14 protein-coding genes and 1 pseudogene are annotated in these 22,295 nt (G+C 60.6%); 4 read left to right on the forward strand and 11 right to left on the reverse strand.

Going from position 1 to position 22,295, the window contains the following annotated elements; genetic code table 11:
* Positions 1–4: 4 nt before the first annotated feature.
* From glgX to QD408_RS13600, 7 genes are all read right to left on the reverse strand, one after another.
* Complete coding sequence (gene glgX / locus QD408_RS13570) at positions 5–2,161, reverse strand: glycogen debranching protein GlgX (RefSeq protein WP_414139650.1); 2,157 nt, start codon at positions 2,159–2,161, stop codon at positions 5–7.
* A gap of 104 nt (positions 2,162–2,265) precedes the next feature.
* Positions 2,266–3,060, reverse strand: coding sequence for an SDR family NAD(P)-dependent oxidoreductase (locus tag QD408_RS13575; protein WP_414139651.1), 795 nt, complete (start codon positions 3,058–3,060; stop codon positions 2,266–2,268).
* Positions 3,061–3,374: 314 nt separating this feature from the next.
* Positions 3,375–4,589, reverse strand: a complete 1,215-nt coding sequence (locus QD408_RS13580; protein WP_414139652.1) for an MFS transporter — start codon at positions 4,587–4,589, stop codon at positions 3,375–3,377.
* Between the two features lie 135 nt (positions 4,590–4,724).
* A complete protein-coding gene (locus QD408_RS13585) occupies positions 4,725–5,207 on the reverse strand; it encodes an N-acetyltransferase family protein (protein WP_414139653.1) in 483 nt (160 codons plus the stop codon).
* Positions 5,208–5,256: 49 nt separating this feature from the next.
* Entirely contained in the window at positions 5,257–6,462 is a 1,206-nt protein-coding gene (pcaF, locus tag QD408_RS13590) for a 3-oxoadipyl-CoA thiolase (protein WP_414139654.1), read from the reverse strand.
* A 9-nt stretch (positions 6,463–6,471) separates the two neighbouring features.
* A complete protein-coding gene (locus QD408_RS13595; RefSeq protein WP_414139655.1) occupies positions 6,472–7,161 on the reverse strand; it encodes a CoA transferase subunit B in 690 nt (229 codons plus the stop codon).
* Entirely contained in the window at positions 7,158–7,865 is a 708-nt protein-coding gene (locus tag QD408_RS13600; protein ID WP_088683760.1) for a 3-oxoacid CoA-transferase subunit A, read from the reverse strand. Before QD408_RS13600 ends, QD408_RS13595 begins: the two co-directional genes overlap by 4 nt.
* Positions 7,866–7,995: 130 nt before the next feature.
* On the opposite strand from QD408_RS13600, the gene QD408_RS13605 reads away from it, so the two are divergent.
* Entirely contained in the window at positions 7,996–8,754 is a 759-nt protein-coding gene (locus QD408_RS13605) for an IclR family transcriptional regulator C-terminal domain-containing protein (protein WP_414139656.1), read from the forward strand.
* A gap of 52 nt (positions 8,755–8,806) precedes the next feature.
* Here the strand turns inward: QD408_RS13605 and QD408_RS13610 are convergent, their stop codons facing one another.
* Positions 8,807–10,351 carry an acid phosphatase gene (locus QD408_RS13610; protein ID WP_414139657.1) on the reverse strand — a complete coding sequence of 515 codons (1,545 nt, stop codon included), beginning with the start codon at positions 10,349–10,351 and terminating at the stop codon, positions 8,807–8,809.
* Between the two features lie 195 nt (positions 10,352–10,546).
* On the opposite strand from QD408_RS13610, the gene QD408_RS13615 reads away from it, so the two are divergent.
* Positions 10,547–11,824, forward strand: a complete 1,278-nt coding sequence (locus tag QD408_RS13615) for a cytochrome-c peroxidase (RefSeq protein ID WP_414139658.1) — start codon at positions 10,547–10,549, stop codon at positions 11,822–11,824.
* 29 nt (positions 11,825–11,853) lie between these two features.
* Here the strand turns inward: QD408_RS13615 and QD408_RS13620 are convergent.
* From QD408_RS13620 to QD408_RS13630, 3 genes and pseudogenes are all read right to left on the reverse strand, one after another.
* Positions 11,854–12,459: pseudogene (locus QD408_RS13620) on the reverse strand (IS630 family transposase); the annotation flags it as partial.
* Positions 12,460–12,543: 84 nt separating this feature from the next.
* On the reverse strand, positions 12,544–12,876 hold the full coding sequence (locus QD408_RS13625; RefSeq protein ID WP_414139659.1) for a DUF6572 domain-containing protein: 333 nt from the start codon (positions 12,874–12,876) through the stop codon (positions 12,544–12,546).
* 14 nt (positions 12,877–12,890) lie between these two features.
* Positions 12,891–19,109: an RHS repeat-associated core domain-containing protein gene (locus QD408_RS13630; RefSeq protein ID WP_414139660.1), complete on the reverse strand. Its 6,219-nt coding sequence runs from the start codon at positions 19,107–19,109 to the stop codon at positions 12,891–12,893.
* A 480-nt stretch (positions 19,110–19,589) separates the two neighbouring features.
* On the opposite strand from QD408_RS13630, the gene QD408_RS13635 reads away from it, so the two are divergent.
* Both QD408_RS13635 and QD408_RS13640 read left to right on the forward strand, forming a co-directional pair.
* Positions 19,590–20,516: an ArsR/SmtB family transcription factor gene (locus QD408_RS13635; protein WP_190237487.1), complete on the forward strand. Its 927-nt coding sequence runs from the start codon at positions 19,590–19,592 to the stop codon at positions 20,514–20,516.
* A 211-nt stretch (positions 20,517–20,727) separates the two neighbouring features.
* The gene (locus QD408_RS13640) at positions 20,728–22,236 is read left to right on the forward strand and encodes an alpha-N-arabinofuranosidase (RefSeq protein WP_414139661.1); all 1,509 of its coding nucleotides are present in this window, start codon (positions 20,728–20,730) and stop codon (positions 22,234–22,236) included.
* Positions 22,237–22,295: the final 59 nt, after the last annotated feature.

Raw genomic sequence — 22,295 nt, forward strand, 5'->3', positions numbered from 1 at the left:
CCTGCTATTTGCCGCGCCGGCCGAACTGGAACCACCGGCGGCGCTGGGCCTTGGTCGCGCCCTCCGGCGGCTGGGTCTGCCCTGTCGGCGCAAAGACGGCCGCGCTCTGGGTATAAACGATGACCGGGTTGTCCTGATCGTGCACCTCGAAGGCGCCGGTCTCCGCTCCCGTGTCGAGAACCCGCGACCATTGCGTCAGCCCGTTCACCTCGGGCAGGTGGACTGCGCAATCGCCGCCGGCGTTGAAGACGAGAAAGAGATCGTCCATCGTCTCGGTGTCGAGCGCATGCACGCTCTTGGAGAGGTAGACGCCGAGCACCTGCAATCCGTCGTCGTTCCAGGCCCCGTCATCCATGAAACTGCCGTCCGGCTTGTACCAGGCGATCTCGATGCGGCCGTCGTCGCTGGTTTCGCCGGTCAGGAACCGCTCCTGCCGCAGGACGGGATGGGCCTTGCGGAAGGCGACGGCCTGCCGGCAGAAATCGAGGAAGGGATCGTCCAGCCCTTCCCAGCCCGTCCAGCCGATCTCGTTGTCCTGGCAATAGGCGTTATTGTTGCCGCCCTGGCTGTTGCCGAGTTCGTCGCCGGCCAGGATCATCGGCACGCCCTGGGAAAGCATCAGCGTCGCCATCATGTTGCGGCGGCGGCGCGCCCGGGCCGCGTTGATATCGGCATTATCGGTCGCACCCTCGGCGCCCATATTGTCGGAATGATTGTCCGAATGGCCGTCCCTGTTGTCCTCGCCGTTCGCCTCATTGTGCTTGCCGTCGAAAGAAACCGTATCCATCAGCGTGAAGCCGTCATGGGCCGACAGGAGATTGATCGAGGAGGTCGCACCCCGGTCCGAATGGTTGAATTGCAGCGCCGAACCGGTGACGCGCGCCGCAAGCTCCGACACCATGCCGCCGTCGCCCTTCCAGAAACGGCGCACATCGTCGCGGAACTTGTCGTTCCACTCGCGGAAGGGGTGCGGGAAACCACCGACCTGATAACCACCCTCGCCGATATCCCAGGGTTCGGCGATCAGTTTGACACCGGCAAGCATCGGGTCCTGGCGGATGGCGCCGAAGAACAGCCCCTGACGGTCGAACTCCAGATCCTGCCGCCCGAGCGTGCTGGCGAGATCGAAGCGGAAGCCGTCGATGTGCATGACGCCGACCCAGTAACGCAGGCTGTCGAGCACCATGCGCATCACCATCGGGTTGGCGACATTCAGCGTATTGCCGGTGCCCGTCGTATCGAAGGTATGGCGCGGATCGTCGGGAGAGAGGATGTAATAGCTCGCATTGTCGAGCCCGCGGAAGGAGAGCGTCGGCCCTTTCTCGCTGCCCTCGGCCGTGTGATTGTAGACCACGTCCATGATCACCTCGATGCCGGCGGCATGGAACTTCTTCACCATTGTCTTGATTTCGGTGATCTTGTCGCTGGACATGTAGCGCGATTGCGGCGCGAAGAAACCGAGCGTCTGGTAGCCCCAATAATTGCTGAGGTTCATTTCCGAGAGATAACGATCGTCGAGGAAATACTGGATCGGCAGAAGCTCTATCGCGGACACGCCGAGCTTCACGAGATGATCTATGATCGGATCGCTGCACATGCCGAGAAAGGTACCGCGCAGCCGGTCCGGCACTTTCGGATGCGTCATCGTCAGGCCGCGAACATGCGCCTCGTAGATGATGGTGTCGGGCCAGGGACGGCGGATCGCCTCTTCCCCCGCCCAATCGAAATCCGGGTCCTGCACCACGCTCTTGACCATGAAGGGCGCGCTGTCACGCTCGTCGAAGGAGAGGTCATCCTCGCCGATCCGATAGCCGAAAAGCGCGTTGTCCCATTGGAGCTGACCGGCTACCTGCTTGGCATAGGGATCGAGCAGCAGCTTGTTGGGATTGAAGCGATGGCCGGCTCCCGGATCATAGGGGCCATGGGCGCGATAGCCGTAAACCGTGCCGGGGCCGACGCCGGCGATATAGCCGGACCAGATGTCGCCCTCGCGCTTCGGCAGCGGCATACGGGCAATCTCATCCTTCCCGTCAGGCGAGAAGAGACAAAGTTCTATCTGTTCCGCATGGGCCGAAAAAACGGCGAAATGGGTACCTGAACCAATATATTCCGCCCCGAGCTCCGGTTTGAGGAAGTCGAGTTCCGAAAATGAGAAGCTCATGGTGCCCCGCTTGAAGACTTGATCAAGCAGGAAACGTGAAGGCGCTTCGAAAGTTCCGTCATCCCCGGGGCAAAAGGACATGACGCCCGTCCCCGAGGACGATCTTACGGCATCAGCTGGCCGCCATTGACCTCGATGATCTGACCGGTGATGTAGCCCGACAGTGTCGGCGAGGCGAGGAAGAGATAGGCGCCGACGCAATCCTCCGACGAGCCGACGAAACCCATCGGGATCGACTTGCGTTGCAGCTCCATCTGCTCGTCATTGGTATAACGCTCATGGAAGGGCGTGGCGATGACACCCGGGGCTACGGCGTTCACGCGGATTCTGTCGGCAACGAATTCCTTGGCATGGCCGCGCGTGATCGTCGAGACGAAACCCTTCGACGCCGCATAGAGGATCGCGCCATTGCCGCCGCCGTTGCGGGCAGCGATCGAGGTGGTGTTGATGATGAAGCCGCCCTGCTTCTTCAGCCACGGATGGGCCGCCCGCGTCGCCGCCAGCACAGAGCGGGCATTGAGATCCATCACCGCGGCATAATGCGCGTCGGTATATTCGGCAGTCGGCTTGCGCCCCAGCATGCCGCCGGCATTGTTGATGAGCCCGTCGAGATGACCGAAGGTTTTCGCCGTCTCCTCGACGACACGCTCCGTCTCGCCTTCCCTCGACACATCACCCTGGATCAGATGCACGGTGCCGCCGGCAGCGCGGATCTCCTCGGCGAGTGCCTCCGCCGGCTCGCGGCTGGCATTGTAATGCACGCCGACCTTGGCCCCCTGAGCCGCAAAGGCGCGGGCAAGCGCCGCCCCGATCCCGGTCGAGGCGCCGGTAATCAGCACGGCCTTGCCGGCAAGATCCGGCAGCTTGATGGATGCGAGCAATTGAGCAAGTTCCGCCATGGCTAGGATAGCCTCCCAAAATCACGGACATAGGTGATGAAACAGACAGGGGAAGTCTATCAGGGGGAATCGGCGATGGGCAATGCACGAAAGCGGGAGATCTGCGTCGTGGGGGAATGCTGATGGCTGGCCAGTTCGGAGCAACCGAAGACCCCTCCCCACAAGGGGGAAGGTCTTAACTTGCCGCACCCGCATTCCAAATCTTTGGCGTTTCGGAAGGAGCGAGACGGTGCTCCAGGTTAGCCCCTCCCCCTTGTGGGGAGGGGTCTTTCTTGAGGCTTGGTCAGGTAGAGCTCGTTGACTAGAGAACCTCCTCACAAAGGCACGCCGAGAGCCGGCTGTGGTTTCTGACGAACAAGAGGCGGAAAGGCCAGCGCAATCGCCGCGGCCCCGAGCCCGACCATGGCTGAACCGATGAACAGCCAGGAATAATTGGCGAAAGTATCGAATATCCAGCCGCCGATCAGAGGCCCGAAGGCCATGCCGAGGCTGGAGAGCATCGTCGCCGCGCCCAGGACGGTGCCGATGATGCGCTGGCCGAAATATTCGCGCGCCAGCACCGCATAGAGCGGCATCACGCCGCCATAGGCGCTGCCGAAGATGATGGCGAGCGCATAGAATTCCCCGAGCCGGCTGACGAAGAGATAGGTCGCGAGAGCGCCCGCCTGCACCAACAGGCCGGCAACCAGGACCGGCTTCACCCCGATCCTGTCGGCAAGGCTGCCATAGAGCAGCCGGCCGCCAAGGCCCGCGAGGCCTTCGACGCTGTAGATGCTGACGGCCGCCATCGGGGCGACGCCGCAGATCGTCGCATAGCTCACCATATGGAAGATCGGGCCGGAATGGGCCGCGCAGCAGGCAAAGAAGGTGAGGCCGAGCACGATGAATTGCGGCGACCGGAAGACTTTCGACAGCTGTGGCCGGGCGCCTTCCGCCGAGAAATCCGTACCCGCATCCACCGCGTCCGCAGGCGGACGCCTGACCAGCAGGGCGGCCGGCAGGAGCAGCGCCCAGGCCGCAACACCGATGATCAGCATGGCGGGGCGCCATTCATAGGCTGAGATCAGCCAGCGCGCGAAAGGCGAGATCGTCATCGGCGCGACCCCCATGCCGGCGGAGACGAGCGACACCGCAAGACCGCGGTTCTCGTCGAACCAGGCCGTGGTCGCCGCGATCATCGGCGCGAAGAAAGCGCTGGCGGCCAGGCCGACGAGGATGCCGTAGGTGAGCTGAAACTGCATCAGCGTCTCGGCGCGGCTTGCGAGCACCAGCGCCAGGCCGAGCAGCACGGAGCCGATCAGCACGACGGGGCGCGGGCCGAAGCGGTCGCTGGCCGCACCCCAGAGGAAACCGCCGAAACCCATGACGATGAAATTCAGCGTCATCGCGCTGGCGATGCCGACATGCGACCAGCCGGTCGCGGTGGCGATCGGCTCCTGGAAGATCGCCAGCGAGAACATCGCGCCGATGGCTACGCACGACATCAAGGCGCCTACGGCAACGATGACCCAACGATAGGAAACACTCATGGCTTCGTACCTCCATGCCGACAGAGTGATCGCGACGCATGCGGCCGGTCCACTGCACTCCACGCCTCGCGATCTAAAGACGTCCGGGCGGCCGCGAATTCGACAGCGCCCTCACATCTTTTTTCTGCCGCGCGCCTAGAGAGTCCGGAACATCACCAGTGCGTCGACATAGCCCTCGGTGGGATGAAGGAAGGCGCCGGGAAGACGGCCGACGATCTCGAAGCCGAGCGATTGCCACAGCGCGACGGCGCGGCGGTTGCTGCTGATGACGAAATTGAACTGCATGGCGCGAAAGCCCCGCAAGCGGGCATGCTCCAGGGAATGTTCATGCATGCGGCGGGCAACGCCCCGGCCGCCCGCGGCGGGATCGGTCATATATCCGCAGTTGCAGACATGCCGCCCGCCGCCGGCCTGATTGGCCTTGATGTAATAGGTGCCGAGGATGTCGCCATCCTCTTCCGCGACGAAAGTCTCGCGGTCCGGCCCCATCCAATAGGCGAGCGCACAGGCCTCCGAGAGATCGCGATCGAGCGCATAGGTCTCGCCGGCGCGGATCGTCGGGCCGATGATCCTCCAGATCGCATCTCGATCATCATTGTTTGCGGGCCGGATCAGCATGCCCGATTTCTACAGAAGCCAGGCACCGGGCGCAACGGTTCAAGCGCCCTCAAACCCTTTCGAGCGCGATCGCAATCCCCTGCCCGACACCGATGCACATGGTCGACAGCGAATAGCGTCCGCCGGTTTCCAGAAGCTCCAACGCAGCCGTGCCGGTGATGCGGGCGCCCGACATGCCAAGCGGATGGCCGAGCGCGATCGCGCCGCCATTGCGGTTTACCCGCTGGTCGTCATCGGCAATCCCGAGTTCACGCAGCACCGCCAGCCCCTGGCTGGCGAAGGCCTCGTTGAGCTCGATCACGTCGAACTGTTCCTGGGTCATGCCGAGCCGCGCCATCAGCTTGCGGGAAGCCGGGATCGGCCCCACACCCATGACCCTCGGCGGCACGCCGGCAGCGGCACCGCCGAGGATACGCGCGATCGGCGTCAGGCCATATTTTCGCGCCGCCGCTTCGGACGCGACGATCAGCGCCGCCGCCCCGTCATTGACGCCGGAGGCATTGCCCGCCGTCACCGTGCCGCCTTCCTTCCTGAAGGGCGTGGCAAGCTTCGCCAGGGTTTCGATCGTCGTTGCGCGCGGATGCTCGTCCTTCTCGACGATGACGGGATCACCCTTGCGCTGGGGGATGATGACCGGTGTAATCTCCTTCGCCAGCCGTCCACTCGCCTGCGCGGCTGCCGCCTTCGCCTGACTGCGCACCGCAAACGCATCCTGGTCCTCACGGCTGACCTTGTAATCCTCGGCGACGTTCTCGCCGGTCTCCGGCATGGAATCGACGCCGTACTGCTTCTTCATCAGCGGGTTGACGAAGCGCCAGCCGATTGTCGTGTCGTGGATTTCGGCTGCTCGCGAAAACGCCGTTTCGGCCTTCGGCATGACGAAGGGCGCCCGCGACATGCTTTCGACACCGCCCGCGATCATCAACTCCGCCTCGCCGGCGCGGATGGCGCGCGCCGCTGTCATCACCGCATCCATGCCGGAGCCGCAGAGCCGATTGATCGTCGTGCCCGAGACAGAGAGCGGCAGGCCGGCCAGAAGGGCGGACATGCGCGCGACGTTGCGATTGTCCTCGCCCGCCTGGTTGGCGCAGCCGAAGATCACGTCGTCGACGGCTTCCCAGTCGATGGCAGCGTTGCGTTCCATCAGCGCCTTCATCGGGATGGCGCCGAGATCGTCGGCCCGCACCTGGGAAAGCGAACCGGCGAAGCGGCCGATCGGCGTCCTGATATAGTCGCAGATAAAAGCTTCGGTCATGGCTTTCCTTTAGAGTTTCGGGACAACGAGGTCGCCCACCGGCCCGTCGAGATGGAGCGGCGCACCGGTCATGGCCTGCAATTCCTCCAGCGACATGGCCGCAAGCTTCTCCCGCAGGACGAAGCGCCCATCGACGATGTCGATGACGGCATGGCTCGTATAGATGCGGGTGATGCAGGCGACGCCGGTCAGCGGAAAGGTGCATTTCTCCACCAGCTTCGGCTCGCCCGTCTTCGTGACGTGTTCGGTGATGACGCAGACCTGCTTTGCGCCATGCACGAGGTCCATGGCGCCGCCGACGGCCGGCACGCCCTTGCTGCCGACCCGCCAATTGGCGAGGTCGCCATTCTGGGCGACCTGATAGGCGCCGAGAATCGCGACGTCGAGATGGCCGCCGCGCACCATGGCAAAGCTGTCGGCATGGTGGAAGAAGGCCGCGCCGGGCTTCAGCGTCACCGCCTTCTTGCCGGCATTGATCAGATCCCAGTCCTCTTCGCCTTCATCAGGCGGCTCACCGAAATTGAGGATACCGTTTTCGGTGTGGAAGATCGCCTGTCGGCCGGGCGGCTGATAGCGCGCGACCATTTCGGGAAAGCCGATGCCGAGGTTCACATAGGCGCCGTCGGCAATGTCCTGCGCGGCACGCCAGGCGATCTGCGCATTGGAAAGCTTGATGTCATCCCTGATATCGATGGTCATACGTAGGCCACTCCGGCTCGGATGAGCTCTTCTTCCTGCTGGGGATTGGGAACCGTGACGACACGATCGACGAAGATGCCGGGGGTGACGACATACTCGGGATCGATGCCGCCGGCCGGCACGATGGATGAGACCTGGGCGATGGTCTTGGCTGCCGCCATGCACATCAGCGGATTGAAGTTGCGGCCGGCCTTGTTGTAGGTGAGGTTGCCGTGGGTATCGCCGACCAAAGCTTTGACGATGGCAAAATCGGCCTTCAGCCAGCGCTCCTGCACATAATGGCGGCCGTCGAATTCGGCGATGACCTTGCCTTCCGCAAGTTCGGTGCCATAGCCGGTGGGCGTGTAGAAGGCCGGAATGCCGGCCCCGCCGGCGCGGATGCGCTCGGCGAGCGTGCCCTGCGGCACGAGTTCGAGCTCGATTTCACCGGCAAGATATTTGTCGGTGAAGGCGCGCGGATCAGAGGACCGCGGGAACGAGCAGATCATCTTCCTCACCATCCCGGCATCGATCATCGCAGCGATGCCGATGCGCCCGTTGCCGGCATTGTTGTTGATCACGGTGAGATTCCTAGGCCCCTTGTCGATCAGGGCATGAATCAATTCGATCGGCGCACCCGAGCCGCCGAAACCACCGATCATGACGGTCGCTCCGTCGCCGATCTCGGAGACGGCCTCCGCCGTGCTCCCGATTGTCTTGTCCATATAGGATCTCCTCAGCCCGTTCTTGGCGTCAGAAATAAACCGCAGCAGGAACAGCGGCAAGATGTTTGTGCGTTATTTGACATTTGTTCGTATATCGCACATGATGGATAAAAGACTGGAGACCCGAACCATGCGCGAAACGGATTTCGTCAGCGGCTTTGCCCGCGGCCTGAAAGTCATCGAAGCCTTCGGCGAAACGCGCCCGCGGCTTTCCATCGCCGAGGCCGCCAAGCTGACGGCGCTCGACCGCGCCACCGTGCGTCGCTCGCTGCTGACGCTCGCCGAGCTCGGTTATGCCGATTATGACGGCAAGTTCTTCACTCTGACGCCGAAGATATTGCGGCTTGGCCATGCTTATCTTGCGGCCACACCGCTGCCGGCGCTCTTGCAGCCGCATCTCGATCATCTCTCGGAAAAGGCCGGCCAGAGCGCCTCGGCCTCGGTGCTCGACGGAACAGAAATCGTCTATATCGCCCGCGCAGCACAGCGCCGCGTCATGTCGATCAATCTCACACCGGGCAGCCGCCTGCCCGCCTATTGCGCCTCGATGGGCCGCGTGCTGCTTGCGGCTCTCGCGGAAAACGAGGCGCGCGCCATCCTGGCCCGCAGCGAACTCAAGCAGAACACGGCCAATACCAAGATCGATCCGGACGAGCTGATCGAAGAATTCCGCCGCGTGCGCGCCGAAGGCTACGCCATCATCGACCAGGAGCTGGAGATTGGTCTCTGCTCGATCGCCGTGCCGATTGAAAACGACCGCGGCGAAACGGTCGCGGCGATCAATATCGGCGCGCCCGCCGCCCTTGTCGCGGCGGCCGAGATGAAGGAACGGTACCTACCATTGCTGAAGGAAGCACAGGCCGCATTGCGGCCGCTGCTGCGCCGGTGATGGCAAACCTGAAAGCAGCGGCTCCGGCCAACACCGGAGCCGCTCCAATTGGTCAATGCGTCAGGTCGAGCGCGGCCGTGAGATCGCCCATCGGCGGCTCGCCGTTTTCGCGCAGCGCCGTGTCGCGGGCGACGATGCCGGGCAAAACAGGCAGGTCGTAGCGCGCGGTGATCAGGCGGATGATCGAGGTCGTGTCGTACTGGGTGTGATCGACCGTGCCGGCCTTGGCGAAGGGCGAGATGATGAAGGCCGGAATGCGGTTGCCCGGGCCCCAGCGGTCGGCCTTCGGCGGCGCGACGTGATCCCAGAAGCCGCCATTCTCGTCATAGGTGACGATGACGAGCATATGGCCCCATTGCGGGCTCTTTTCGAGATGCGAGACGATATCGGCAAGATGCTGGTCGCCGCTCGAAACATCGGCATAACCGCCATGTTCGTTGAGGTTGCCCTGCGGCTTGTAGAAGGAAACCGCCGGCAGCTTGCCGCCGTCGATATCCCTGAGGAAGGCCTCGCCGGCGAGGCCGCCATCCTTCAGATGTTCGGCGCGATCAGGGGTGCCGGGGGCGAAATTGGCGAAATAGTTGAAGGGCTGGTGATGGAACTGGAAGTTCGGCACCGGCGTCGCGTTCTTGCCGTCGAGTGCCGCCTGCCAGGCGCCGCTATACCAGGCCCAGCTGACGCCTTTCTCCGACAGGAGGTCGCCGATGGTGGTCTCATGCTGCGGCGGCAGCGTCGTCGCCGCAGTGGGATCGGCATAGGCCGGATCGCCGTCCTTGGCTGGCGGATTGGCGCTCGGCTCGTAAGGCGGCTGCATGGTGTTGACGGCGTAGAAATCGGGCGTCAGCGTGCCGTCGGAGACGAATTTCGGTGCGCCGTCCAGCGCCGATTTCGGGGCATTGTCCGCTACAACAAGCGACGTGCCGTCGGCATCGACCTTGGCGATCACGGGTTTGGCCGGGCTCTTGTCGGCATCGGGATAATAGGGCGCGCAGGCGCAGACCAGCGCGAAGTGATTGAGGAAGGAGCCGCCGAAGGCGCCCTGGAAGAAGTTGTCGGCGAGTACGTATTTCCTGGCGACCTGCCACATCGGCAGGATCGAACCGTCATAATGGCCCATGACGAGACTGCCGGAATCGGCCCAGGCGACGAACTTGTCGTTCTTGCCGCCGTCGATCTGCATCTGCTCCTGATAGAAGCGATGCCAGAGATCGCGGGTGATGACCGTCGGCGCCTGCGCAAAACCCTTGGGATCGTCGATCGCGAAGCTGGCATTGGCAAGATGGGCCGACTGCGCCTCGGTGATGGCAGGGGTTACGCCCTTGGCGGTCAGGCCGCCCCAGGCCGGCGGCAGTTCGGCGAGCGGCTGACCGTCACGGTCGAGTTGGCGGGCCTGCTCGGGGCTGACATTGGAAAGACCGTTGGCGCCGGGAAAGCCGCCATAGAGATTATCGAAGCTGCGGTTTTCGGCATAGATGACGACGATATTGTCGATCTTGTCGTAACCGGCCGGCGCGGCATGGGCTGATGCCGCCATGGCGAGCGGAACGAAGGCCGATCCGGCGAGACAGATCGAGGCGAGGAGTTTCAGTCTTTTCACGGGGGTACCTCATGGCTAGGGGCGTTGGCTAGAGGGAGCGGGGAACGCTCGGGGGCGCACCGACGCTAGACCCGCCATCTATCAACTTTGTGACATGGTTCTGTCACGAAGCGGCGGGAGAGCGACCGTCATCAATTTGTTGCAGCGAGGTTTGATGATGATGGAAGGCAGTCCTAAGCTATTGGAATCCTTATGATGACGAAGACGACTTTCCGGTTTGCGCAGTCCAGATTGACGGTCGGCATCGGTGTTACGGCACTGTGTCTGGCCATTCTGCCGCTGCGGCAAAGCAGCGCGGCGGCAGCTTCCGGCGTGCATCCCGGCCCGATGGCGCGCGCCGAGGCCTTCGCCCGGGCCGAAACGCTGACCGCGCTCGGCCGGAAGATATTCTCAGATACTTCGCTGTCGGCCTCGGGCTTGCAGGCCTGCGCCTCCTGCCACGACCCGGCTCGCGCTTTCGGCCCGGCATCCGCCGCGCCGGTCGAAATGGGCGGCGAACACATGGACCGGCCGGGTCTACGCGCCGTCCCGACGCTGCGCTATCTGCAGGCCGTGCCCGCATTCACCGAGCATTATTACGATTCCGAGGACGAGGGCGACGAGAGCGTCGACAATGGCCCGACCGGCGGCCTGACCTGGGACGGCCGGGTCGATCACGGCGCCGACCAGGCGAAGATCCCGCTGCTCTCGCCCTTCGAGATGGGCAACAAGGATGCGCCCGAGGTCGCCGACAAATTGCGCAAGGCGCCCTACGCCGCCGACATCGAGGCTGCCTTCGGCGCGACCGTGTTCGACAATCCGCAAGACACGTTCACCGCCGCCGCCGAGGCGCTCGCCACCTTCGAACAGAGCGGCCCGGATTTCTTTCCCTATTCCAGCCGTTACGACGCCTTCCTCGCCGGCAAGGCGACGCTGACGGCTCAGGAATTGCACGGGCGGCAGCTGTTCGAAGATCCCGCAAAGGGCAACTGTTCAAGCTGCCATCTCAGCGAACCCGCCAATGACGGCGAGCCGCCGCTCTTTTCCGATTTCGGCTTCCTCGGCCTCGGCGCACCGCGCAACATGGCGATCCCGGCCAACGCCAACCCCGGCTATCACGACCTCGGCCTCTGCGGCCCTCAGCGCACAGACCTTGCCGGCCACAGCGAATATTGCGGCCTGTTCCGCACGCCGACGCTGCGCAATGTGGCGCTGAAGAAGAGCTTCTTCCACAACGGCTACTTCCACACGCTGCGCGACGTCGTCTCCTTCTATGCGACCCGCGACAGCGACCCCAGCCGCTGGTATCCAAAAAATGCAGACGGCACGGTTCGTAAATATGACGACCTGCCGCAGGCCTATTGGGACAACCTCAACCAGGACCCGCCCTTCGGCCGGAAACCCGGCGACGCGCCTGCGCTGACCGATCCCGAGATCGACGATATCGTTGCCTTTTTGGGGACGCTGACGGATGCGGACTTGCAGCCAGCGTGAAGCGGGGCATCAAGGCGCCCACCGCATCTCACATTGCCGTTCATTGCTCCGTCGTAGACGAAGGGGGCGGTCATGCCTGTGAGGCGCAGCGCACCGGTGAACGTCGTTGTTTTCCAATGGCCGTGCGGCACGCCTGCTCGACAACGCTCGCCTCGAATTGCGCCTCCGCGCAGACGTGCCATCTTCGTTGAGAGACCAGTCTCGTCTATGAAGATCAGCTTTTCTGGATCGAGATCGAGCTGACCATCAAACCAGGCTCGCCGGCGCTTCAGGACATCTGGCCGATCCTGCTCCAATGCATGTGCGGACTTTTTTTAAAGGTCCATCCGCGGCCTCGCAGCCAGGCACCAAGCGCACTTCGGCTAATGCTCACCTGCCGCTCCACAGACAGACGCTCGACCATTTCGTCGAGCGTCACGTCCTTGCGATCATCGATCATCTCGACAACGAACGCTTCGTGTGCATCCAAGCTCGAGGACCTTCGCCAACCTTGCGGCCGTGGTGTCGGTTCACCATCGCTGGCCCTTGCGATCCAGCGGATTGCCGTCGAAATCCCAACCCCAAACCGGGCGGCAGCCTGCCGCAGACGCTTTCAATACGCGTAACCGAAAATCATCGCTCAGTGCTCGTGCCATCATCCACCTCTTCGCTGTGGATGTTGAATCAGCTTCGCCGCACAACGTCATCTCACAATCGATTCATCGATCGCAGGATCTGCTCTAACTTCCGCCAAACAGTCGGTACCGGAATTTTATTCCGGCACCTTCGACGATTTGCGCAACTTGGGCGTAAAACGCTTGGGCCTGCTCGTTCAGCTGATATTTACCTACAATATCTATTAAGATGGCCCTGTCTTTTGCGTTCGGGTATGTTTCTAAGATCTCACCGCTCTCAACAAACCCCAAATAAGTATTGAGTTTTTCCTGCAGTAGGAGAAAGTGCTTTCCCTCATTTCCCGTCCAATCAAGGTGATCAGTGATCGTCAGCACTACCTCACCTGTGACATTATCAATCCCGATTGCATCAACTACATCAGTTTGATCAACAGACATTTCGCTACCTCGCTTTACGGCCTGTTAATATCGACTGTCGTGGGAGGTATCTGTGTGCCTCCAGGAAATCCTGGTTTCCCACTGCCAACAATCACTGCCCCTGACTGCTGCATTTCAGGGAAAGCCGCCGCTTGTTTCTTTGTCAACCGTGCTGTTGCAGACGCTTTACATTCTGTGCAAACAATATTCCCGTTTGCGTCACGTCCCATCAAGTCGATACGTGTTCTGATGCCGCTCTGAGTTTTTACGGTAACTTGCTTCACAACTCCAGACTGAATTTTTTGAAGCTCCTCCATAACGTGCTGCTCAAACGCATCGCCAGCAGCTTTATTTGCTTGGATTGTTCCCTTTGAGCCTCCTGTACTTTCCGCAACGCTACTCGGCCTGCCTTTAAGAGAACCTGATGCTATCAGACCCAATCCCGCCTTACCCGCGCCGGAAATCGTCGCGAACGCATTCACAGCCTCCCCGGCAGGGAGACCGTTTAGGTCACCCTTGGCCCAGCGCCGTTCTACTGTGTCTTTGACAACTTCGGTGTTCACGAGGTCAAGCGTCGCATCGAGTTGCTGTCGAGTGATGTCTCCGTGGTCAAAACTGCTGAAAGCATTGTTTTTTGTCGATTCAGCCCAAGCTCCAATGTTCCGAGGATCGTCTGCTCCTTCAACAAAATGCCCATTGGGATCTGACTTATTGACCGGATCGTTTTCGGAGTAGCTGTATCGGTTGGTGCCGACGCCTTCCTTGGTCGGGTCCCAATCGTCCGGCGAGATGAACCGCCCGAACGCCGGATCGTAATATCTGGCATTGAGATACATCAGCCCGGTTTCGGCATCGAAGCGTTCGCCGATATAGCTCTTCTTGGTCTGGAAGGTCGTGTTGGTGGCTTCGCCATAAGCGGCATAGCCGGTCTGCTCGACGAGGGTACCGCTTTCGTTGGTCACCTGCCGCACCGAGGCCAGATGATCGCGGTGCAGGAAGAACTTGTCCTGCACGGTGCTGCCTGCGGTGATGACGATCTTGGCGTCGGGATGCGGATAGAGCGTGTAGATATCCGTGCCCGGCGTCGAACGGTCGATCTCGACATTGGCGTCGGGATAAAGCGTCGTGCCGAAAGCCCAGCTCTTCTTCACCCGGGCGCCGTCCGGACCATAGGCGAGCGTCACCGTGGCGCCATTCTGGGTCACCGTCGACAATCGGTTCGATGCATCCCAGGTCAGCGTGCGAGTGCCGTCAGACAGCATGTTGCCGTTGGCATCGTAGCTGATCGTCTTCGAACCGATCTGCGTTGCCGCATGCGGACGGATCGCCGCCGGGTTCGGATAGGTATAGGCGCCGATCCTCGTGCGCGACAGCAGGTTGCCGTTCGGCGAATAGCTGTAGGTCTCGTCAAGCGTGTTGTCGCCGCCATTGTCGGCGCCGGTCAGACGGCCGAGATCGTCATAGCTATAGGTCCAGTTGTCGTTGGCTGTCAGACCGGCGATCGTCTTGATCCGGCCGAGTTTGTCACGGCTGTACTGATTATCCATCAGCACCGTTGCGCCCTTCGCCGTCGTCACCCGGTCCAGCCAGCGCCGGGTCGGCGAATAGGCGAAGCTCGTCGTCACGCCGTTGATGTAGGTGATCGTCTTCGTCTGGCCATCGGCCTCGTAGCTCGTCGAGTCGATCAGCCCGGGCATGCTGGAAAGCAGATCGGCGTCGTTATAGAGCCAGGGCAAGGTCGTCTCGCCAACGGCAACGGTCGAGGGCGCATAGCTGATCGCCGTGGTCTTGCCGGTCGGCCCATGCTCGACGGTCGTCGTGCTCGTCACCCCGTCGATCGTCGTGCTGGTGATGCTCTTGTCGCCGGCGCCGTTGTAGAAACGGGTGTAGGTCACCGTCGCATTGGCATTCTCGGCCTTGGTCAGCATGCCGGCATTGTGCGACTGGCCGGTGGCGGCCGGTTCGTCATAGCTATTCTCAGCCAGCAGCGTCGGCACCGTTGCACCCGGTTCCGTCACTTCCTTGCGGATCACCCGACCCATCTGGTCATAGGTCATCGTCGTCACCGCGCCGCGCGCATCCGTCTGGCGGATCAGCCGGCTGGCATCGTCATAGGCATATGACCAGTTGCCGAGATCCGGGTCACTTGCCGTCAGACGGTTACCGAGAAGGTCGTAGGTGTAGGTCCAGCGGGCGCCGTTAGTATCATCGATATTTGCCGGCTCGTTGACTTTTGTAAGGCGTCCAAGCCCATCGAACGTCGCGCTATAGCGGATCACATTGCCCGATCCGACACGTCCCACCTGGCAAATCACATTGTCCCATGTCCCAATGTGATAGGGGCGATAGCGGCCCTCTTCATCATAGTAGGATACGTAATAATACGGGACATTGTCCGTGCCTGAGATTTTAGGCAAATACGTATAATAATTATACGTCGCAGAAGTCTTGTCTGGGTTGAGTTGCTTGATGACGCGATCCTGCCAGTCATAGCTCCTGATCGTCCACTGGGCGGTTTCGTTCGAGAAGCGCGGGAAAGCGGTGGCATAAGCATTGCCCCTGCTGTCATAGACGGTATCGGTGATCCGCGTCGGACCGGTCGCGGACGCTCCGGGCGTCTCCACCCGCCAGGGCCGGCCGAGGCCGTCGTAATAGGTGCGGCTGAAGACCTCGCCCGAGCCGTTGGTCCGCGGCGAATAGGTTAGCACTGCCTGAAGTGTCGGGTTGCCCTCGTTCTCATAACGGGTGTTGACGTAATTGCCGGAGCCCGAATGCGTATAGCCATACGGCCGGCAGTAAACGTCATAGGTAAAGGTCTCGACGATGCCGTTCCAGTCGGTCTTCGTGGCCGGCAGGCCGCAGACCAGATCGTAGCTCGTCGTGCTGACGAAGCGGCTATCCGCAGCCAGCATACCATTGGCAAAATAGCGCGGCCCCCGTTCCACCACCGGATAGAGATGATAGCTAGCGTCGTAGTCCCATTCCGTGCGGTTGCCGACAGCATCCACCTCGGAAATCCGGTTCCCGTATGTGTCGTAGCCATAGGAGGTCGGCGATGACCGCAGCGTGCTGCCGACGCTCATATAGGCCACTTTCTGCGTCAGGTTACCCTTGACCGGCGGCGTCGCAATCGCCGTCGCCCCGTCATAGAGATATTCCTCGTAGCTGCCGACCGGCGATGACGCATCCAGACCGAAACGGACGGTCTTGGATGTCGGCAAAGAGACGATATAGGCGGATGTGCTCGGCGCATAGGTAAATGTGGTCTTGCGCTCGTCACCGATCGTATTAGCGTCCTCGACGCCATGGATGTCACTCGTGCGGCCGCGGTCCGTAATTGCGGTCACATTGCCATAGGCATCGAAACTCCGCTCCGTTCGAAGGATTGCCGCCGATCCCTGCTTCAGCGTCGTAACGGTGATAGTATTTCTGGCCACATAGGGCTTGGAACTTGCGTTGACGGAGTAGCCTTCAAGAACCTCCTTGTATTCAGTGTTCGTTCCGTTCCGAAAAACAGTTTTTTCCGGGAGTCCGTAACTTGCGAGGTCCTGACGATAGGTTGTTTCGACAATCGAACGCGACGTCTCGCCGTAAGCCAGTGCCTTGGTCGTCACGACTGTTTTGTAACCCAGGAACTTACGGGCCGCGGGATCGTAAAGGCCACCCGAGTAGGCATAACTGGTCACGGCGACATTGCCGCGCCGATCATCGACTGTGATCGCCGTCACCGCATGCATGACCTGCGGCATGAAGGTGTTGGCAAAGCTGGTCGAGGGGGCGTAATTGACGGAAATCGTTCCACCCGTTCCAAGGGTAATGCTGCGCAACAGGTTGGGATTGCCCGAACCGGCGTTGGAAATCGTCGTGCCCGTCTGCGAAGCGATAAAATCGGGAAGGCCATCGCCATTGAAATCGCCTGACAGACCGGAGCCGCGCTGCAGGAAAGGCGAGACGACCAGGCTGTTGCCGCTACTTCCGAACCACAGGCCATAGGCCCTCAGGTCTTTGAAGGGATCGGTATCCTTGCGATCCTTGGCGGCGACGATATCCACCTTACCGTCATTGTCCATGTCACGCAGGATCGGCGGGCCCTCGAGCGCCAGTCCACTTGCGACCTGGACGAAGCGGCTGCCGGTTCCAAGCCAGATAGCCGTCACATAGCTCGTTCCGGAGGTCGTCGTTTTAACGACGTCAGTTACACCATCACCGTTCATGTCCGCGAGGGCACAGTAGGCCGAGGCCGAACTGCAGTCGATGCCCATCTTCTCCGAAACCCACGCGCCGTTGATATATTTTTTGGCATAGAGGTCTTTGCCCGTCACGACTCCCTGGCGACCACCCCCAAGAAAATCGGCGACACCGCGGATATATTCGTCGAAATAGAGGAGCTGATCGACGCCGTCGCCCTGTGGATCGGCGGAGGCATTCTTCACCGTATTGTCACTGTCGTAGTTGGTGGGAATGGCGGCGCATACGGCGGCATTGGATCCGGGACAAACCTCAGCCGACACATTCAAAGATGCATCAGTTGTAATCAGGCCGCGGACGCGTGTTTTTGTTACATTGCCGTTGCTGCGGTTGGTGGTCGTCACGTTGTAGGTGAACGCAAAGTCCTTAGGCTTGCCCGCCACGAAACGCCCGCCGAGATAACTCGGGACCGGCAAGCCATCATACGTTGTATTTGTCCTCGGCACCATGACCGACGATGTGCCTGCGACGGCACCACTTCCTGCGGTGAATTGTGTTACGGTGAACTTGATTGGATCAGGTCTATAAGTCCGCAAATCGGAATTATAGGAATAGGTCAGCAGCGAGCCATAAAATTCGTCTCTGCCATCGAAGTTGAGATCACCAATCTGCCGGGAAAGGAAATAGGAAAGCTGCTTGTCGACATCTCCAGGCGTTGCCGCTGGGAACTGGTTATTCAGCCTCGTGTAGCTGTAGTTGATGTTGTCATAGGCCATCGACCGCAGGACCTTGTGTGTCCCGCCTGTAATGTTGCCGGCGGCATTGACGACTGCATCGCGGCCATAACGATCGACCCGCACCAGGCGGGATGCATTGGAGAACGGCGCCTGATCGTACGACAGGACGTAACCGCCACTGATGCCAGCCTCGGCGGTAACCTTGTAAGTGACGGATTTGAGCCGGTAGGTGGTCCAAGATATGCCCGAGCCATTGGCCATCGGCAAATAATCGGGCCGCCGTTCATAGGCAAAGGCAATTTGAGAATGGTTCCCATACTCGATTTTCGCCGGATAACACAAGGGAAGATCCGGGCACGTGTAGGAATACCGGACCTGGTTGCCGTTCGGATCGGTAACCGATGTAACAAGATAACGTCCGTAGATCTGTGGAAAATTTTCGACAACGTCCGGCGGGGCCACGCCCACGATATTCGCCACCGTCTTGAATGTCGACACAACCCCGTTCCTGTCGGTGATGGCCCATGAATTGCTGCGGGGATGCTCGAACACGATACGCTGAGCAGACTCATGTTCCGTCGTGTGCGTGGAGCCGGGCTGACAGACTACACCAGTTAAGCACCGGACCAGAGTTTCGCCGTTCAGCGTAAAGGTGTCATTCCAGACCCATAGCGGGGCACCATTACCGTCGTTTCCCCGTTCGATGACGTCGAGGCCATCCATGCCCCAGCCGTAGCCGAGCCAGCCCTGATAGAGGCCGCCGATGCGAGACTTGCGGGCAGAATCATAACGCAGCGCCAATTTGGGCCCGATGCCGTGATAGGTCGGCGCATCGAGTTCGATGACTTGTGTGAATGATCCGTTGCTGGAAATCTGTGGAACAGATGCTTTTTCGGGAGCATTGACTGCGGGCGAATCTGGCTCGATGGCTGTGGCCGTCGCCGCAAGCGCGGAGGCCCCTGCAGCTTGCTTCGACGAAGCCGCGTCTTTGGCCTGTCCGTCGGTGGTCGGCACTTCGCTTGCGATGGCATCATCGACAGCATTGCCGGCTGATGCGGCGCTAGTCTTACCAAGCTGAGTCCGGTCGACCGTCTTGTCTAGCAGCGGAGAGGGTGCTGAAGGATCGGCGGCAAGATCAGATGCTGCCGGATCTTCCGCGGCAGCGCCGCCAAGTCCCGAGCTTCCGTTACCTAGACCACCGTCAATGGTTTTGGCGGCATCCGCGGCGAGCGCCGTATCGGCAAAGGGTTCACCTAGACCTGCCGCAACCAACAAGGCAAACAAAACCGCTGCAGCAAAAGCTGCAACATCCGATCGAAACTGACGCATGAATCCCCCAAATGAATCAAGACGTGCTGAAATTTTTGCATTCTAAAGTCGAAAATATTTTTATTTGCAAGTGGGGCGTCCGCGCCAGAGGCTAAAATAAATTCAGCCATTAAAAAAATCCGGTGAATTATCGAAACGATTGGGCGCTTGCCGAGTAATTGCAAAAGCTTTCCCCCGGTTAAATACTTATGATCCCGCTCTCTTCCGAAGGGATGCCGGCCTTATGCCGAATCACACATACTTGTGCGCTGAAATATCTGAAGGTACCCGCGATTGTTTGCTACATTGAGCCGCTCGGGAATTACTGCTGAGAATGAAGGTATCCAGTGCCGCAAACGCGTTGAGGGAGCCGGAATGAAATCCGTGAGGTATCGTCTCGGCAACGAGCCGGCGTAATTTCTATCCTCCTTCCGCGCGCAACAGACCACTTGCCGTATCATAATTTCCGATATACATCATTCTATCGGAAATGATGGGGAAATGATGGAACGTTCGTTTTTGACGATCGCCGCCGGCGAGAATAATGATGCGATACGGGCGCTTTCGGCGCCGGCGCGGATCGAGATTCTGAAGCTGCTCTGCGCCAAGGGGCCGCTTAATATCAACGATATCGCGCAGGCGCTTTCCCTTCCCCAATCCACCGTCGCGACCGGTATTCAGATCCTGGAAGATGCCGGTCTGGTGGATTCGCGGCTGGCGAAGGCGCGCAAGGGAAACCAGAAAATCTGCTCGGCGACCTATAGCGAAATCCTGATCAGCTTCGAGGAAAGTGCGGCGCAACGGGCCAACAACATCATCGAAGTCGAGATGCCGGTCGGGCTCTACACCAGCTGCGATGTGCATGCGCCCTGCGGTCTCTGCTCCAGCGAGAGCGTCATCGGCCCGCTCGATGTGCCCGATTATTTCCTCGATCCGCAGCGCATGCAGGCCGGGCTCGTCTGGTTCGGCAGGGGTTATGTCGAGTACAAATTCCCCAATAATGCCAAGGTGTTGAACAAGGATATCCGCGCCATCGAATTTTCGCTGGAGCTGTCGTCCGAGGTGCCCGGCACCAATCCGGACTGGCCTTCCGACATCACGCTCTGGGTCAACGGCATGGCGATCGGAACCTGGACGTCGCCGGGCGATTACGGCGACAAGCGCGGCGCCTTCACGCCGGCCTGGTGGAAGCTCGAAGGTTCGCAATATGGGATGATGAAGACCTGGCGCATCTCCACGCGCGGCACCTTCATCGACGGTGTCGCCGCATCGAATGTCACGCTCAACGATCTGGCGCTTGGCCAGCATTCCTCCATCCGGCTGCGCGTCGGCATCGCCGAGAATGCCGGCCATACCGGCGGCGTCAATATCTTCGGCCGCGGCTTCGGAAATCACGGCCGCGATATCATCATGCGGCTGCATGTCTGAATTTTATAATATCGGATATCCTGATTTGGAAATCGCATTTATTTCGTGCCTCGGCGATAGAGGAACATATTTAAGCACTTGAAATAAAATGTATTTTACCGTCTGTCGCATTAGTATGATTAAATCCGCGCTCCGGTTGACATCCCAACATTCCTGATATCAAGTTAGGGGCAAGAAAACAAAATTCCTGATACATAAACGGGAGGATCCGTTGAAGACGAATGTCGTTGCCCACCGCGATTTTCGCATCGCGACCATTGACGCCAGGCTCTACAGCTCATTTCTCGAGCATCTCGGCAGAGCGATCTACGGCGGCATCTACGAGCCCGGACACCCCACGGCCGATGAGGATGGCTTCCGCCGCGACGTGCTCGATCTCGTCCGTGATCTCGATACGCCCTACTGCCGTTATCCCGGCGGCAATTTCGTCTCGGCCTATAATTGGGAAGACGGCGTCGGCCCGCGTTCGGAACGCCCGGTTCGCCTCGACTTGGCCTGGCGCACCCGTGAAGCCAACCAGATCGGCGTCAACGAATTCGTCGACTGGTGCAAGAAGGCCAATACCAAGCCGATGCTCGCCGTCAATCTCGGCTCGCGCGGCCTCGATGCTGCCCGTAATTTCCTGGAATATTGCAACCATCCCGGCGGCACCTACTGGTCGGATCTGCGCCGCAAGCACGGCTGGTCCAATCCGCACGACGTCAAATTGTGGTGCCTCGGCAACGAGATGGACGGCCCCTGGCAGGTCGGCCACAAATCGGCCTATGAATATGGCCGGCTGGCGGATGAGACGGCGAAGGCGATGCGCGGCTTCGACAAGTCGCTCGAACTCGTGGTCTGCGGCTCGTCCAATTCCGACATGAAGACCTATCCCGATTGGGAGGCCCAAGTCCTCGAGCAGTGCTATGACAGCGCCGATTACATCTCGCTGCATATGTATTTCGCCAATCGCGAGAAGAATACGCTCAACTACCTCGCTCGCGCGACCAAGCTCGACCGCTACATCACCACGATCGGCGGGGTGATCGATTACATCAAGGCGAAGAAGCGCTCGAAGAAGACTATCGGCATTTCCTTCGACGAATGGAACGTCTGGTATCACTCCAACCAGCAGGACAAGGAGATCCTGGCGCGCGACGAATGGCCGGATGCGCCGCATCTCCTGGAAGACGTCTATAATTTCGAGGACGTGCTGCAGGTCGGCGGTATCCTGAACACCTTCATCCGCCGCTCCGACCGCGTGCGCATCGCCTGCATCGCCCAGCTCGTCAACGTCATCGCCCCGATCATGACCGAGGACGGCGGGGCTGCCTGGCGCCAGACGATCTACTATCCCTTCTACTACGCCTCCCGATATGGCCGCGGCACGGCGCTGCAGCTCGTTGTCGACGGCCCGACCTATGACAGCGACGAGGAGAACGAGGTTCCCTATCTCGATGTCTCGGCCGTCCATTCCGAGGATGGCAGGACGCTGACCTTCTTTGCCGTCAACCGTCATCCGGATAGCGCGCTCGATCTCAACGTCCGGCTGGAAGGGTTTGGTGGCGCCCGCCTGATCGAGCAGGTGGAAATGACCCATGGCGACCTCGAAGCCGTCAACACGGCGCAGCGGCCGCAAAGAGTCGCCCCGGTCACTGTCGAGAGTGCCAATATCGAGGACGGGCGGGTGCGGGCGGCGCTGAAACCGCTGTCCTACAACGTCATTCGACTGTCCGTTTGACAGCTGCGCCGGGCGCCGAATGGGCCCGACTGAGGTATTCGGCTCCCCTGCGAGGAGGC

The sequence above is a fragment of the Rhizobium sp. BR 249 genome, assembly GCF_047445895.1.
Taxonomy (GTDB): Bacteria; Pseudomonadota; Alphaproteobacteria; order Rhizobiales; family Rhizobiaceae; genus Rhizobium.